This window comes from Pararhodobacter sp. CCB-MM2, assembly GCF_001691415.1.
In the GTDB taxonomy this organism is placed as follows: Bacteria; Pseudomonadota; Alphaproteobacteria; order Rhodobacterales; family Rhodobacteraceae; genus Pararhodobacter.
The window spans coordinates 22,563-36,570 of record NZ_LRRR01000039.1 but is presented as its reverse complement, the minus strand read 5'-3'; the positions used below and the strand labels follow the sequence as shown (position 1 = coordinate 36,570).

The window sequence follows — 14,008 nt, the reverse complement described above, 5'->3', positions numbered from 1 at the left end:
CGATTTCGTCGAACGGGTTCATCGACATCTTCACGTTCGCAAGATCGACACCAGAACCGTCCGCCTTCACGCGAACCTTCACGTTGTAGTCGATCACCCGCTTCACGGGTACGAGCACTTTCATGGGCGTTACACTCCCTTATCGCTGCCCGCTCGGCCGGAAAGACCGGCGGACGGTTGAACGTTGCCCCGTTTCCTAGCGCGCCTGCCAAGGGGAAAACAGGGAAAAAACGACCCCTCTCGTCTTGGGGACGCCGCGTCGGCTGCGGTGTTAGCGACAACGCGCGCCGCATGTGCCGGCGTGACGCGAGGGCAGGATCAGCGGTTGGCACCGGGCACCCAGAGGACATCGCCGTCGCCGCCGTCATTGGCCACGCGCGAGGCGACGAAGAACCAATCGGACAGCCGATTGAGGTACTTGACCGCCGCCGGGTTCACATCGCCTTCGCGGGCGAGGGCCACGGCCAGACGCTCGGCCCGGCGGCTGACGGTGCGGCACAGATGCAGCTGGGCAGCCAGCGCCGAGCCCCCCGGCAGCACGAAGCTGCGCAGCGGCTTCAGGTCCTTGTTCATCGCGTCGATCTCGGCCTCCAGCCGGTCGACCTGCGCGTCAATCACGCGCAGCGGCGGGTATTCCGCCGTCGCGTCGCCCGCCAGATCCGGGCGGCAGAAATCGGCGCCAAGGTCGAACAGGTCGTTCGAGATGCGCATCAGGGCCGCGTCCATCTCGCCGCTGGCGTGCTGGCGGGCGAGGCCGACGGTGGCGTTGGTCTCGTCGACGGTGCCATAGGCTTCGACCCTCAGGTCGTCCTTCGGCACCCGGTTGCCATTCCCCAGCGCGGTTTCGCCCTTGTCGCCGGTGCGGGTGTAGATCTTGCTCAGAACAACCATGTCAGCCCCGCGACCGGATCCAGGCGAAGCCGACGATCAGCACGACGGCGATGAATTGTGCGCCCAGACGCCAGCGCATGATCTTGTTGGCGTTGCGCTTGTTGAACTCACCCCCCTTAGCGAAACTGCCGATGCCGAACATCAGGATGGCCAGCACGATCAGTGCGGCGATGGCGGCTGTGATGAACAGCGGGTCTTGCAGCAGCATGGGAACCTCCGGGGCTTTGGCGCCTATCTAGCGCCCATGGGCCGCGAATCCAAATCCCAAAGCGTCGCACTATTGCCGGGCGAGGAAGCGGGCCACCCAACCTTCGGGCATGAGGCGCTGCACCCAGCCCATCACCTTGGTGGGGGTGGTGATCTTGTAGGACGGGCGCGGGTTCGCGGCCTCCAGCGCGCGGTTCAGTGCAACCGCGACGGCTTCGGGGCCCAGCTCCCAGCGGTCCTTCTTGGCGCCGGGCTTGTAGAGGCGGTCCAGCAGGTCGGCCTCGTATTGCGCGCGGCGGGGGCTGTTCTGCCAGTCGATGAACCGTTCGAAGAAGGGGATCGAGTTCTCGCGGATCTTCGAGGTCACCGGGCCGGGTTGCAGCAGCACGACCTTGATTGGCGTATCCGCCATCTCCAGCGCGAGGATCCGGGTCAGGCCCTCCAGCGCGTATTTCGAGGTGCCATAGGCCCCGCGCCAGCGGTAGGGCACGAACCCCAGCACGCTGGAGCAATTGACGATCCGGCCATGGCCCTGCGCGCGCATCACCGGGATCACCATGCGGGTCAGGTTGTGCCAGCCGAAGACATTGGCCTCGAAGATGGTGCGCAGCGCGTCGGTCGGCAGATCCTCGACCGCGCCGGGGATGGCATGGGCGCCGTTGTTGTAGAGCGCATCCAGCGTGCCGCCGGTCGCGGCCAGCACCGTGTCGAGGCCGGCGCGCAGGCTGGCCTCATCGGTGTAGTCGAGGCGTGGGCTCTCGAACCCTTCGGCGCGCAGGCGCTGGCAATCTTCCTCGGCGCGGCACGAGGCAAAGACGCGCCAGCCCCGCGCACGCAGGTCATGCGCGCAATGATAGCCGATCCCCGAGGAACACCCGGTGATCAGGATCGAGCGCATCGGTTGGCTCATTTGCGGCTCTGGGCCTTATCCCAGGCCTCGCGCTTGCGGTAGATGGTCGAGGCCGACACATCCAATTCGCGCGCGGCCTTGGGCACGCTGTCGCCGTGGCGGGCGAGGGCGTCTTCGATGACGATCCGCTCGATCTGTGCCAGCGTGCGGCCGGCGAGGCTTTGCAGGGTGAGGCCGGGCGTGACCTCGGGCTGTGCCGGTGCCGGAGCGCGGTCGCCCAGCAGGTCGGACGGCAGCATGTCGACGGTGACCAGCGGGCCTTCGTTCAGCACCACCACGTTGCGAAGCACGTTGATCAGCTGCCGCACGTTGCCCGGCCAGGGCAGGGTGCGGAACAGCTCGCGCACGCGGGGCGAGAGGCCGGAGAAATCGTGCCCTTCCTCGCGCGCCATCTGCACGATCAGCTTGTCGGCGATTTCGTTGACGTCGTCCTCGCGGTCGCGCAGGGGCGGCAGGTGGATCGGCACGACATGCAGGCGGTAGTACAAATCCTCGCGGAAATTGCCGCGACGGACCTCTTCCAGCGGGTTGCGGTTGGTGGCGCAGATGATCCGCACGTTGACCTTGCGCGGCTTGGTGGCGCCCACCGGCGTGATGGTCGAGGTCTGCAGGAAGCGCAAAAGCTTCGTCTGCAGGTTCAGGTCCATCTCGCAGATCTCGTCGAGGAACAGCGTGCCGCCGTCCGCGGCCGCCGCTGCGCCGATCTTGTCGTTGATCGCCCCGGTGAACGAGCCGCGAAGGTGGCCGAAGACCTCGGATTCCAGCAGATCGACCGGGATCGCGCCGCAGTTCAGCGCGACGAAGGGGCCACCGGCACGGGCCGAGGTCTGGTGCACCGCCTCGGCGCAAAGCTCCTTGCCGGTGCCGCTTTCGCCGGTGATGAACACCGTCGCCATCGAGCGGGCGACCGAGCGGATCTTGCCGTAGACATCCAGCATCGCCTTGGAATGGCCGATGAAGGGCGGCAGGATCGCGGGCTCGGCGGCCTCGTCCTCACGCGGGGCGGCGGCGGGCCGGTGGCGCAGGGCCTTGCGGGCGTTCTCGATCGCGGCAATCAGGCGCTGGTCGTCGAAGGGTTTGACGAGGAACTCATGCGCACCGGCACGCATCATCTCGACGGCCTTGTTGATCGAGCCGTTGGCGGTGATGACGATCACGCAGGTCTGCGGTGCATCACGCAGGATGTCTTCCATGACCTCAAGGCCGGTGCGGTCCGGCAGCATCAGGTCCAGCAGCACGATGGCCGAGTTCAGGAGCCGGAAGGCCGCCATCCCCTCGGCGGCGGTGCCACAGCATTCGACCTCATAACCGGCGCGCGTCAGCGCCGCCTTGTAGATCATTTGCAGCGAGGGGGTGTCTTCGATCAGTAGGATCGTATCGGCAGGTTGTCGGGCAGTCATAGGGATTGGGTACTCTCGGAAACCGCAGAGATATGAGCCTGCACCACGTCGATTTCGCGCTGCAGGGGAACAATGACAACGGCCAGCGCCGGGGCAGCCATGCCTTCGGCCACGGCATCGACGCTGCGGGCCATATCGGCCAGCTTATTGGCGCCGACGGTGGCGGCGAGGCCTTTCAACTCATGCGCGGCGCGGCCGACGCGATAGCCGTCCTCGCTGTCCAGTGCATCGCGGATCCGCTGGAAATCCGCTCGCAGCTGCGCACTCAGCGCCACGCGCAGATCGTCGTCTCCCATCGCGAAGAGAGAGGTCAGAACGGTGCCGTCAATGCCCGGTGCGGTGTCCTTCGGCGCGCCCATGAAGAAGCTGTCATCCATAGTCTTTGGTAATCATACTTGTCACCGTGGCCCGAGATTGCGGCGGAACCGGGCCACAATCAAGGGATGAATCCGGTTTTGGTTCCGACACGTCTTGCCTGCATTCAGGGACGCGTTTCCTTAACGTTGTGTCAGTCGAGTTGCAATGACATCTACTTAAACGCGAAAAAGGAAACGGCCCGCCTGGGACGGGCCGTTTCCGCTAACGCTATTTCAGTTGGTGCCGTTCAGGCTTTGGCGTAGCCCAAGCCCCGCAAGGCTTCGGCGATCTCATCAAGGATCGCCGGATCGTCGATCGTCGCCGGCATCTTGAAGCTCTCGCCATCGGCGATCTTCACCATCGTCGCGCGCAGGATCTTGCCCGAGCGGGTTTTCGGCAGACGGTCCACGACGCAGGCAAGCTTGAAGGCCGCGACCGGGCCGATCTGGTCTCGCACCAGCTTCACGCATTCCTTCACGACCTCCTCATGCGGCCGGTTCGACCCCTTGTTGAGGCACAGGAACCCAAGCGGCAACTGGCCCTTCAGCTCGTCCGTGACGCCGATCACCGCGCATTCGCCGACATCGGGATGCGACGCGAGGACCTCTTCCATGCCGCCGGTCGACAGCCGGTGGCCGGCCACGTTGATCACGTCATCGGTGCGCGCCATGATCGAGACATAGCCGTCCGCATCGATGAACCCCGCGTCGCCCGTTTCATAGTAGCCGGGGAAATGCTCAAGGTAGGATTTCTTGAACCGCGCCTCGGCATTCCACAGCGTCGGCAGGGTGCCCGGCGGCAGCGGCAGCTTGATGGCGATGGCACCGAGCTCGCCGCGGGGCAGGGGGTGGCCGCCCTCATCCAGCACCTGCACGTCATAGCCGGGCATCGGCACGGTGGGCGAGCCGACCTTGACCGGCATCAGCTCGATGCCCAAGGGGTTGCCGGCGATGGCCCAGCCGGTCTCGGTCTGCCACCAATGGTCGATGACCGGAATGCCCAGATGTTGCTGCGCCCATTCCACCGTCGCAGGGTCCGCGCGCTCACCGGCAAGGAACAGGGCCTGAAGGTTCTTCAGATTGTATTCCTTGATGAATTCGCCGTTCGGATCTTCACGCTTGATGGCGCGCAGGGCGGTGGGGGCGGTGAAAAAGCTCTTCACCTTGTGGTTCTGCATCACCCGCCAGAAGGTGCCCGCGTCGGGCGTGCCGACAGGTTTGCCCTCGAAGACGATGGTGGTGCAGCCGGTGATCAGCGGGGCGTAGCAGATGTAGCTGTGGCCGACGACCCAGCCGACATCCGAGGCCGCCCAGAACACGTCACCCGGGCCGACATTGTAGAGGCCCTTCATCGACCAGTTCAGCGCCACCAGATGCCCGGCGGTCGGACGGATCACGCCCTTCGGCTGGCCCGTCGTGCCCGAGGTATAGAGGATATAGGCCGGGTGATCGCCCGAGACGGGAACACACTCAGCCGGCTCCACGCCGTATTGGAAGGTGTGCCAGGCGAAATCGCGCCCCTCGATCAGCTTCGCGACTTCTTGCTCGCGCTGGAAGATCACCGTGAAGTCGGGCTTGTGCGTCGCGGCCTCGATGGCGGCGTCGAGCAGCGGCTTGTAATGCACCACGCGGCCCGGCTCCAATCCGCAGGAGGCGGCGATGATCGCCTTGGGCTTGGCGTCGTCGATACGCACGGCCAGCTCGTTCGCGGCGAAGCCACCGAAGACCACCGAGTGGATCGCCCCCAGACGGGTGCAGGCCAGCATCGCTTCCAGCGCCTCGGGGATCATCGGCATGTAGATGATGACGCGGTCGCCCTTTTCGACCCCCTTTGCCCGCAGCGCCCCGGCCAGCGAGGCCACCCGGTCGCGCAATTCGCGGTAGGTGATACCCTTGGTCGAATGGGTGATCGGGCTGTCATGGATGATCGCCAGCTGATCGCCGCGCCCGGCTTCGACATGGCGGTCAACGGCGTTCCAGCAGGTGTTGACCTGCGCGTCCTTGAACCATTCGTACAGGGGGGCATTGTCGGCAAACAGGGCTTTCGAGGGTGGTTGGACCCAGTCGATTTCCCCGGCCTGCTCCATCCAGAATCCCTCGGGATCGTCGATCGAGCGGCGATACAATTCGGCGTAACTCATGGAAACCTCCTCCTCGTCCTGCGACGAGTGTTACGCTTCCGACTTGCCGTCCCGCAACTGTGTTACCGGGGGACAATCGGCCACTGCGACAATTTTTTGCACCTCTTCGCAAGTGATGTTTGCAAACTTGGCGGGCGCAAAGTTTTGGCCTTAGGGCACTTTGATCTTTGCAAAGCAAAGGTCTCGGGCCACGGCGTGTCCGTCAGGAAACAGCCTTCGCAGAACCCAGTGCTGGTGCGCCTTTCAGTTGACAGGGCCATTGCGCTCCGGTTCTCTTAAAACATGCGTTTTGCATGCTCTAATGACCTAATCTTTTAAAAATCTGGAGATCACCGTGCTCAGGAAACTTTTCCGTCACGTTTCGGCCCCGCTTGGGGCTCTCACCCTCGCCGCCGCCCTCGTCCCCGCTGCCGCTCAGGCGCAGCGCGTTGAATGGCGGGGGTACGGATACATCCACAACTTCAACGCTGCATGCCAAGCCGTAGGGTATGGTGGCTCAATGGGCGTGACCGCGCGGTTCCGTCCCTCGGGCATTGGCGACAATGGTGACAACACGTTTCTGTCGCTCTTCACCGATGGCCTTGCCTATAACGTGAACCTTTCGGGGCGCGCTACACGAGAATGGCAGGCCGCCAACGGTGCCTCGATTTCCGCGGTTCCTTACACTTGGCCGGAAGGCACCGAGGTTCGTGTCCGCAGACAGACGCCCAGCAATAGCCGGCTGCGTGCGAACACCGCCCAGATCCGTCTCGTCGGGGATATCCGTAATTTCGATACCGTCGAGGGCTGTGTCGCATCCTTCGAGGTGACGCTGATCCAGCGTCCGCAATAACCAGCGCTTTTAGGCGCCACAATCCGACGAGGGCCGGCGGTTATCCCGCCGGCCCTTTCTCATTACCCGTAATGCGACACCGGCGTCCCGGCGATGGCCGCGACGTTCAGCAGGCCCCGCGCGGTGATCGACGGCGTGACGATGTGCGCGCGGTTGCCCATGCCCATCAGGATCGGCCCGACCTCCAGCGCATCGGCGCGGGTCTTCAGGATGTTGCGCACCGCGCTGGCCGCGTCGGTCGTCCCGAACACGAGGATGTTCGCCACGCCATCCAGTCGCGATTCCGGCAGCAGGCGCGCCCGGACCTCGGGGTTGAGCGCCGCATCGACATGCATCTCGCCCTCGTATTCGAAGTCCACACCGCGATCATCGAGGATCTCCAGCGCCGCGCGCATCCGCCGCCCGCTTTCCGTGTCCAACGTGCCGAATTGCGAATGCGAGCACAGGGCCACCTTCGGCACCACGCCGAAGCGGCGGGCGTGACGGGCGGCACCGATCACCGTGTCGGCCACCTGTTGCGGCGTCGGCTCGTGGTTGACCTGCGTGTCCGCCACGAACAGCGGTCCCTCAGGCATGATCATCAGGCTGAGCGCGCCGACCGGACGCAGCCCGCCCCGCGCCAGCACCTGCCGCACGTAGTTGAGGTGCCACTGATACTGGCCGAAGGCGCCACAGATCAGGCTGTCGGCCTCGCCCCGGTGCACCATGATCGCGCCGATGGCGGTGGTGTTGGTGCGCAGGATCGCCCGGGCGGTATCCGGCGTGACGCCCTGACGGGCCATCAGCGAGTGATAGGTCTCCCAATAGTCACGGTAGCGCGGGTCGTTCTCGGGGTTCACCACCTCGAAATCACGGCCCGGCTTGATCGGCAGGCCGTAGCGTTCCAGCCGGCGCTCGATCACCTCGGGGCGGCCGATCAGGATCGGCACCTCGGTGGTTTCCTCCAGCACGGCTTGCGCGGCACGCAGGACGCGCTCGTCCTCGCCTTCCGCGAACACCAGCCGGCGCGAGGCCGCGCGGGCCGATTGGAACACCGGGCGCATCAGCAGGGCCGAGCGGAACACCGACTGGTCGAGCCCGTTCTTGTACGCCTCGATATCCTCGAGCGGGCGGGTCGCCACGCCCGTCTCCATCGCCGCCTTCGCCACCGACGAGGCGACGACGCCCATCAGCCGCGGGTCGAAGGGCTTCGGGATCAGGTAGTCGCGCCCGAAGGTCAGTGTTTCGCCCTGATAGGCCGCTGCTGCCTCGGCCGAGGTGGTGGCGCGGGCCAGCTTGGCGATGCCTTCCACACAGGCGATCTGCATCGCGTCGTTGATCTGCGTCGCGCCCACATCCAGCGCGCCCCGGAAGATGAACGGGAAGCACAGGACGTTGTTGACCTGGTTCGGATAATCCGAGCGCCCGGTCGCCATGATCGCGCCCGGCGCGACCTCGGCCACCTCGTCGGGCATGATTTCGGGCGTGGGGTTGGCCAGCGCGAAGATGATCGGGTCCTTGGCCATGCGCGCGACCATCTCGGCCTTCAGCACGCCGGGGCCGGAGAGCCCGAGGAACAGGTCGGCGCCGTCGATCACCTCGCCAAGGGTCCGCAGGTCCGAGGGTTGGGCGAAGGCGGCCTTCTCGGGGTTCATGTCCTCGGCGCGGCCCTCGTAGACCAGACCGTGGATATCGCAGAGCCAGACATTCTCGCGCTTCACGCCCAGTTTCAGAAGCATGTTCAAACAAGCGATGCCCGCCGCCCCGCCGCCGGTGGAGACAACCTTGATGTCGCCGAACTCACGGCCCGACAGCTTGACCGCGTTGGTCGCGGCGGCGCCGACGACGATCGCCGTGCCGTGCTGATCGTCGTGGAAGACCGGGATACCCATGCGCTCACGGCAGATCCGCTCGACGATGAAGCAATCGGGGGCCTTGATGTCTTCAAGGTTGATCGCGCCGAAGGTCGGCTCCAGCGCGCAGACGATCTCGGCCAGCTTGTAGGGGTCGGGTTCGTGCAGCTCGATGTCGAAGCAGTCGATATTGGCGAATTTCTTGAAGAGGACGGCCTTGCCCTCCATCACCGGTTTTGAGGCCAGCGCGCCGATATTGCCCAGCCCCAGCACCGCGGTGCCGTTCGACACGACACCGACGAGGTTGCCCCGCGTGGTGTAGCGGGCGGCGGTGGTCGGATCGGCCTTGATCTCAAGGCAGGCCTCGGCCACGCCCGGCGAATAGGCGCGGCTCAGGTCGCGGCCGTTGGCCAGCGGCTTGGTCGCGCGGATCTCCAGTTTCCCGGGCTTGGGGAATTCGTGGTAATGCAGCGCCGCTGCGCGCATGGCCTGCTTGGCCTCGTCCTTCTTCGCGTCGCTCATGGGTCCCTCCCTCGAAACCAGCCTTCCAGATTTTGTTCAGCCTTAAACTATTCCTTTTGCGCCGCCAATCCCGACAGCTTGCCGCTGCGCGAAAGGCAGCCTTGACGGGGCGACAGGGCCTCCGTTCCCTGCCTTGCCGCGCATTGTCCCGGTCATAGCACGTTCCGTTCGGTCATGCGCGGGGGACATCCGTGCCTCCCGGTTGCGGGCCTTGCATCGGCGGGACGGAAGCGCGAAGCTGGATCAATTGGTCAATTATCCGGACATTGTCATGCCGTCTCCCAACCCGCTTCTGGATGCCGCCCTTGCCGTTCGCAAGAACGCTTATGTTCCCTATTCCAACTTTGCCGTGGGCGCGGCGATCCGCACCGTCGCGGGCACGATCTATTCCGGCTGCAACGTCGAAAACGTCGCCTATCCCCAAGGCACCTGTGCCGAGGCGGGCGCCATCGCCGCCATGATCGCCGCCGGCGAGACGCAGATCGCCGAGGTTCTGGTGCTGGCGGACAGCTCGCGCCCGGTGACGCCCTGCGGTGGTTGTCGGCAGAAGCTGAAGGAGTTCAGCGGCCCCGAGGTGAAGGTCACGATGACCAACCTTGAGGGCAATGATCTGGTGATGACGATGGGCGAGCTGCTGCCCGGCGCCTTCGACGCAGATCAGATGGATCGCACCTGATGGATGCCCGCGCCGTCATCGAAGCCGTCCGCGATGGCCGCCCGACCGCGGAGGGCATGCGCTGGTTCGCGGCGGGCTTGGCCAGCGGCGCGGTGACAGATGCGCAGGCCGGCGCCTTTGCCATGGCCGTCCTGCTCAAAGGCCTGCCTGAGGATTGCCGCGTCGCCCTGACCCGCGCAATGCGGGATTCGGGTGACGTCTTGCGCTGGGATCTGCCGGGGCCGGTGGTGGACAAGCATTCGACCGGCGGCGTGGGGGATTCCATCTCGCTGCTGCTGGCCCCCGCCTTGGCCTGCTGCGGTGCCTATGTCCCGATGGTCTCAGGCCGGGGGCTGGGCCACACGGGCGGGACGCTCGACAAGCTGGAGGCAATCCCCGGCTATATGGTCGATGTCTCCGAGGTCCGTCTGCGCGCGCTGATGCATGAGAGCCGCTGCGCCATCGTCTCGGCCTCCTCGCGCATCGCGCCGGCCGACAAGCGGCTCTACGCCGTGCGCGACGTGACCAGTACGGTCGAGAGCATCGACCTGATCACCGCCTCGATCCTGTCGAAGAAGCTGGCGGCGGGGCTTGAGGCCTTGGTGCTGGACGTGAAGGTCGGCTCGGGCGCCTTCCTGCCCTCGGCTGATCAGGCGCGGGGACTGGCGCAGTCGCTGGTTTCGACGGCGAATGGCGCGGGCTGCAAGACCTCGGCGCTGATTACCGACATGGACCGCCCGCTGGCCCTGACGGCCGGCAACGCGCTGGAAGTGGGTGAGGTCATGGACACGCTGACCGGCATCAACCCCACCGCGCGGCTGGTCGAGCTGACCTGCGCGTTGGGCGGCGAGGTGCTGGTGCTGGCGGGGCTGGCGCGCAATGCCGAGGCCGGGGCGCGGATGATCCGGGGGGCGCTCGACAGTGGCGAGGCGGCTGAGCGGTTTGGCCAGATGGTCGCCCTGCAAGGTGGCCCGCGCGATTTCGTCACCCGCTACGCCGAGCATCTGCCAAAGGCGCCGGTGATCCGTCCGGTGCCGGGCGTGGGCGTTCTGGCCGGCTGGAACACCCGCGCGGTCGGCGAGGCGGTGGTGCATCTGGGCGGCGGGCGGCTCAAGGGCGACGATGTGGTCGACCCGCGCGTCGGCTTCTCCGAGATTGCCGAGCCCGGGGATACGCTGAGTCCGGATCGCCCGCTGGCCATGGTCCATGCCGCCGACGAGGCCGGGGCCGAAGCCGCCATCGCCGCCCTGCAGGCCGCCGCCCGGTTCGGCGCGGCCCCCGTGGCGGCGCCCTTGGTACAGGAGCATGTCGCATGACCCGCGCCTTCCTGATTGTCCTCGATTCCGTCGGCTGCGGCGGCGCGCCCGACGCGGACAGCTTCTTCAACGACGGCATGCCCGACACCGGCTCGAACACCTTGGGCCATATCGCCGAGGCCTTTGCCGAAGGCCGGGCCGAGGACGGCCGCTCTGGCCCGCTACATCTGCCGAATCTCGACCGCCTCGGGCTGGGGCGGGCGATCGCGCTGGCCTCGGGCCTGCGTGCGCCGGGTCTCGGGGCCGAGCCGCAGGGCCGTTGGGGCGCCGCCACCGAGGTCTCGCGCGGCAAGGACACGCCGTCGGGCCATTGGGAACTCGCGGGCGTCCCGGTGCCCTGGGAATGGACCTATTTCCCCAAGACCGAACCCGCCTTCGACGCCGAACTCACCGCGCGGGTCTGCGAATTGGCGGGGACGGAGGGCATCCTCGGCAATTGCCATGCCTCGGGCGTGCCGATCATCGAGGCCTTGGGCGAAGAACACATGCGGACCGGCTGGCCGATCTGCTACACCTCGGCCGACAGCGTGTTCCAGATCGCCGCGCATGAGGAGAGTTTCGGCCTGGACCGGCTGCTCAAGCTCTGCGAAGACCTCGCGCCGCTGCTCCATGCCCGCCGGGTCGGCCGCGTCATCGCCCGGCCCTTCGTGGGCGCGCCGGGGGCGTTCAAACGCACCTCGAACCGCCACGATTACGCGATGGAGCCACCGGCCCCCGCGCTGATGGATTGGGCGCAGGCCGAGGGGCGCGTCGTCCATGCCGTCGGCAAGATCGGCGATATCTTCAGCCAGCGCGGGGTCTCGCATCTGCACAAGGGCAAGGGCGACGCCGACCTGATCGACCACATGCTGCGGCTGGCGGATGAGGCCGAGGAGGGCTCGCTCACCTTCGTCAATCTCGTCGAGTTCGACAGCCTCTATGGCCACCGCCGCGACATCTCGGGCTACGCCAGCGCGCTCGAAACCTTCGACCTCGCGCTCGGCGATTTCCTCAGCCGCCTCAAACCCGGCGACGTCGCCCTGTTCACCGCCGACCACGGCAACGACCCCAGCTGGCGCGGCACCGACCACACCCGCGAGCGTGTGCCGGTGCTGGTCCACGGCGCGGGCGCGGGCGAGATCGGCCTGTGCGCCTTCGTCGATGTTGCGGCCTCGTTGGCCACCCATCTCGGCCTGTCCGAAACCGGCCCCGGAAGGAGCTTCCTGTGACCGAAAAAATCGATCCCGCCCTGCCCAAGGTCGAATTGCACCTGCATTTCGAAGGGGCCGCGCCACCCGCCTTCATCCGGGGCCTCGCCAAGGAGAAGAACCTCGATATCTCGAAGATCTTCACCGAGGACGGGGGCTACGCTTACCGCGACTTCTGGCATTTCCTCGAGGTCTACGAGGCTGCGACCTCGACCCTGCAATCGCCTGAGGACTTTCACCGCCTCGCGCTCGCCGTGCTGGAAGACCGCGCGAAGGACGGCGTCGTCTATGCCGAGACCTTCCTGTCGCCCGATTTCTGCGGCGGCGGCGATGTGTCCGCGTGGCGCGAATACCTGCATGCCATCGAGGAAGCTGCGGCCATCGGCCAGCGCGACATGGGCATCACGCTGAAAGGCATCGTCACCGCGATCCGCCATTTCGGGCCCGAGAAATCCCGCCAGACCGCGCTCTGTGCGGCCGAGACCCGGAACGGTTTCCTGACCGGCTTCGGGCTCGCGGGCGACGAGAAGATGCACCATCCCAAGGACTTCACCTGGGCCTTCGACTGCGCGCGCGAGGCAGGGCTGCGGCTGACCGCCCATGCCGGCGAATGGGGTGGGGCGCAATCGGTCACGGATGCGCTGGACCATCTGAAGGTGGAACGCATCGGCCATGGTGTGCAATCCATCGACGACCTCGCGCTGGTCGATCGGATCGCCGAGGACGGCGTGGTGCTGGAGGTCTGCCCGGGCTCGAACGTCTTCCTTGGCGTCTACCCGACCTTTGCCGACCATCCGGTGGCGAAGCTGCGCGACCGCGAGGTGAAGATCACCCTCTCGACCGACGATCCCCCCTTCTTCCGCACCACTTTGGTCAAGGAATACGAGACGCTGGCCCAGACCTTCGGCTGGACAGAAGAGGATTTCCGCGCCATCAACGCGGACGCCGCGCGCGCCGCTTTCTGCGACGCCCAGACGCGCGACCGAATTCTGAACATCGTCGAGGGCAAAGCATGAGCGACCATCTCACTATCGTCACCCATCCGCTGGTGCAGCACAAACTCAGCATCATGCGCGACAAGGAGACCTCGACGTCGAAATTCCGCCAGTTGCTGCGTGAGATCTCGATGCTGCTGGCCTACGAGGCGACCCGCGAGCTGCCGACGCATAACGTCAAGATCCAGACCCCGATCTGCGAGATGGATGCGCCGAAGCTGGAAGGCCGCAAACTGGCGCTGGTGTCGATCCTGCGCGCGGGCAACGGCCTGCTCGATGGTATTCTGGAGCTGATCCCGGCCGCGCGCGTGGGCTTTGTCGGCCTCTACCGCGACCCCGAGACGCTGCAGCCGGTCGAGTATTACAACAAGTTGCCCTCGGACCTGCAGGACCGCTGGACCGTGGTCGTCGACCCGATGCTGGCCACCGGCAACTCCTCGGCCGCGGCGATCGATCTGATCAAGCAGGCGGGGGCGACGAATATTGTCTTCATGTGCCTGCTGGCCGCGCCCGAGGGCGTGCAGCGCATGAAGGAAGCGCATCCGGACGTGCGGATCGTCACGGCGGCGCTGGATGATCACCTCAATGACCATGGCTATATCGTGCCGGGTCTGGGTGATGCGGGCGACCGCATGTTCGGCACCAAGTAAACGCCCGCCGCAGGGGCGATTCGCTTGCGCCTGCGGCAGGATGGCACCGATTCGCGAATCAGTCCCGGGTCGGGCCTTTACTCGACCGAATCGGCAGGGCATTCTGGCACGCGG

13 protein-coding genes and 1 pseudogene are annotated in these 14,008 nt (G+C 66.1%); 6 read left to right on the top strand and 8 right to left on the bottom strand.

What is annotated here, in order from left to right; all coding sequences use genetic code 11:
- The 7 genes and pseudogenes from BCY78_RS25405 to prpE all read right to left on the bottom strand — a co-directional run.
- Window positions 1-124 (bottom strand): annotated as a pseudogene (locus tag BCY78_RS25405) (electron transfer flavoprotein subunit beta/FixA family protein); the annotation flags it as partial.
- A gap of 194 nt (window positions 125-318) precedes the next feature.
- Window positions 319-891 carry a cob(I)yrinic acid a,c-diamide adenosyltransferase gene (locus BCY78_RS22240; RefSeq protein WP_068306230.1) on the bottom strand — a complete coding sequence of 191 codons (573 nt, stop codon included), beginning with the start codon at window positions 889-891 and terminating at the stop codon, window positions 319-321.
- 1 nt (window position 892) lies between these two features.
- Complete coding sequence (locus tag BCY78_RS22235) at window positions 893-1,096, bottom strand: twin transmembrane helix small protein (RefSeq protein WP_139103280.1); 204 nt, start codon at window positions 1,094-1,096, stop codon at window positions 893-895.
- Between the two features lie 72 nt (window positions 1,097-1,168).
- Window positions 1,169-2,008: an SDR family NAD(P)-dependent oxidoreductase gene (locus BCY78_RS22230; protein ID WP_083195244.1), complete on the bottom strand. Its 840-nt coding sequence runs from the start codon at window positions 2,006-2,008 to the stop codon at window positions 1,169-1,171.
- On the bottom strand, window positions 2,005-3,408 hold the full coding sequence (locus tag BCY78_RS22225; protein ID WP_068306225.1) for a sigma-54 dependent transcriptional regulator: 1,404 nt from the start codon (window positions 3,406-3,408) through the stop codon (window positions 2,005-2,007). The genes BCY78_RS22230 and BCY78_RS22225 overlap by 4 nt, the downstream gene beginning before the upstream one ends.
- Entirely contained in the window at window positions 3,405-3,785 is a 381-nt protein-coding gene (locus BCY78_RS22220; RefSeq protein WP_068306223.1) for an Hpt domain-containing protein, read from the bottom strand. Before BCY78_RS22220 ends, BCY78_RS22225 begins: the two co-directional genes overlap by 4 nt.
- A 227-nt stretch (window positions 3,786-4,012) precedes the next feature.
- On the bottom strand, window positions 4,013-5,905 hold the full coding sequence (gene prpE, locus BCY78_RS22215; protein ID WP_068306222.1) for a propionate-CoA ligase PrpE: 1,893 nt from the start codon (window positions 5,903-5,905) through the stop codon (window positions 4,013-4,015).
- A 334-nt stretch (window positions 5,906-6,239) separates the two neighbouring features.
- Between prpE and BCY78_RS22210 the strand changes: the two genes are divergently transcribed.
- The gene (locus tag BCY78_RS22210) at window positions 6,240-6,737 is read left to right on the top strand and encodes a hypothetical protein (protein ID WP_139103279.1); all 498 of its coding nucleotides are present in this window, start codon (window positions 6,240-6,242) and stop codon (window positions 6,735-6,737) included.
- Between the two features lie 62 nt (window positions 6,738-6,799).
- Here BCY78_RS22210 and BCY78_RS22205 read toward each other — a convergent pair whose 3' ends face one another.
- The gene (locus BCY78_RS22205) at window positions 6,800-9,091 is read right to left on the bottom strand and encodes an NADP-dependent malic enzyme (RefSeq protein ID WP_068306220.1); all 2,292 of its coding nucleotides are present in this window, start codon (window positions 9,089-9,091) and stop codon (window positions 6,800-6,802) included.
- A 271-nt stretch (window positions 9,092-9,362) separates the two neighbouring features.
- Here BCY78_RS22205 and BCY78_RS22200 point away from each other — a divergent pair, with 271 nt between their 5' ends.
- Genes BCY78_RS22200 through upp form a run of 5 tightly spaced genes read left to right on the top strand, consistent with a single transcriptional unit; the run spans window position 9,363 to window position 13,894 of the window.
- Window positions 9,363-9,767 carry a cytidine deaminase gene (locus tag BCY78_RS22200; RefSeq protein WP_068306217.1) on the top strand — a complete coding sequence of 135 codons (405 nt, stop codon included), beginning with the start codon at window positions 9,363-9,365 and terminating at the stop codon, window positions 9,765-9,767.
- Window positions 9,767-11,062, top strand: a complete 1,296-nt coding sequence (locus tag BCY78_RS22195; RefSeq protein ID WP_068306215.1) for a thymidine phosphorylase — start codon at window positions 9,767-9,769, stop codon at window positions 11,060-11,062. The genes BCY78_RS22200 and BCY78_RS22195 overlap by 1 nt, the downstream gene beginning before the upstream one ends.
- Complete coding sequence (locus tag BCY78_RS22190) at window positions 11,059-12,270, top strand: phosphopentomutase (RefSeq protein ID WP_068306213.1); 1,212 nt, start codon at window positions 11,059-11,061, stop codon at window positions 12,268-12,270. The genes BCY78_RS22195 and BCY78_RS22190 overlap by 4 nt, the downstream gene beginning before the upstream one ends.
- Entirely contained in the window at window positions 12,267-13,265 is a 999-nt protein-coding gene (locus BCY78_RS22185; protein WP_083195243.1) for an adenosine deaminase, read from the top strand. Before BCY78_RS22190 ends, BCY78_RS22185 begins: the two co-directional genes overlap by 4 nt.
- Window positions 13,262-13,894: a uracil phosphoribosyltransferase gene (gene upp, locus BCY78_RS22180; RefSeq protein WP_068306211.1), complete on the top strand. Its 633-nt coding sequence runs from the start codon at window positions 13,262-13,264 to the stop codon at window positions 13,892-13,894. Before BCY78_RS22185 ends, upp begins: the two co-directional genes overlap by 4 nt.
- The last annotated feature ends 114 nt before the right edge of the window (window positions 13,895-14,008 follow it).

Excerpts from the sequence above, each read along its gene's own strand:
- BCY78_RS22240 (WP_068306230.1), bottom strand. The coding sequence starts at position 891 with ATGGTTGTTCTGAGCAAGATCTACACCCGCACCGGCGACAAGGGCGAA.
- BCY78_RS22195 (WP_068306215.1), top strand. The coding sequence starts at position 9,767 with ATGGATGCCCGCGCCGTCATCGAAGCCGTCCGCGATGGCCGCCCGACC.
- upp (WP_068306211.1), top strand. The coding sequence starts at position 13,262 with ATGAGCGACCATCTCACTATCGTCACCCATCCGCTGGTGCAGCACAAA.
- BCY78_RS22200 (WP_068306217.1), top strand. The coding sequence starts at position 9,363 with ATGCCGTCTCCCAACCCGCTTCTGGATGCCGCCCTTGCCGTTCGCAAG.
- BCY78_RS22190 (WP_068306213.1), top strand. The coding sequence starts at position 11,059 with ATGACCCGCGCCTTCCTGATTGTCCTCGATTCCGTCGGCTGCGGCGGC.
- BCY78_RS22205 (WP_068306220.1), bottom strand. The coding sequence starts at position 9,091 with ATGAGCGACGCGAAGAAGGACGAGGCCAAGCAGGCCATGCGCGCAGCG.
- prpE (WP_068306222.1), bottom strand. The coding sequence starts at position 5,905 with ATGAGTTACGCCGAATTGTATCGCCGCTCGATCGACGATCCCGAGGGA.
- BCY78_RS22230 (WP_083195244.1), bottom strand. The coding sequence starts at position 2,008 with ATGAGCCAACCGATGCGCTCGATCCTGATCACCGGGTGTTCCTCGGGG.
- BCY78_RS22225 (WP_068306225.1), bottom strand. The coding sequence starts at position 3,408 with ATGACTGCCCGACAACCTGCCGATACGATCCTACTGATCGAAGACACC.
- BCY78_RS22220 (WP_068306223.1), bottom strand. The coding sequence starts at position 3,785 with ATGGATGACAGCTTCTTCATGGGCGCGCCGAAGGACACCGCACCGGGC.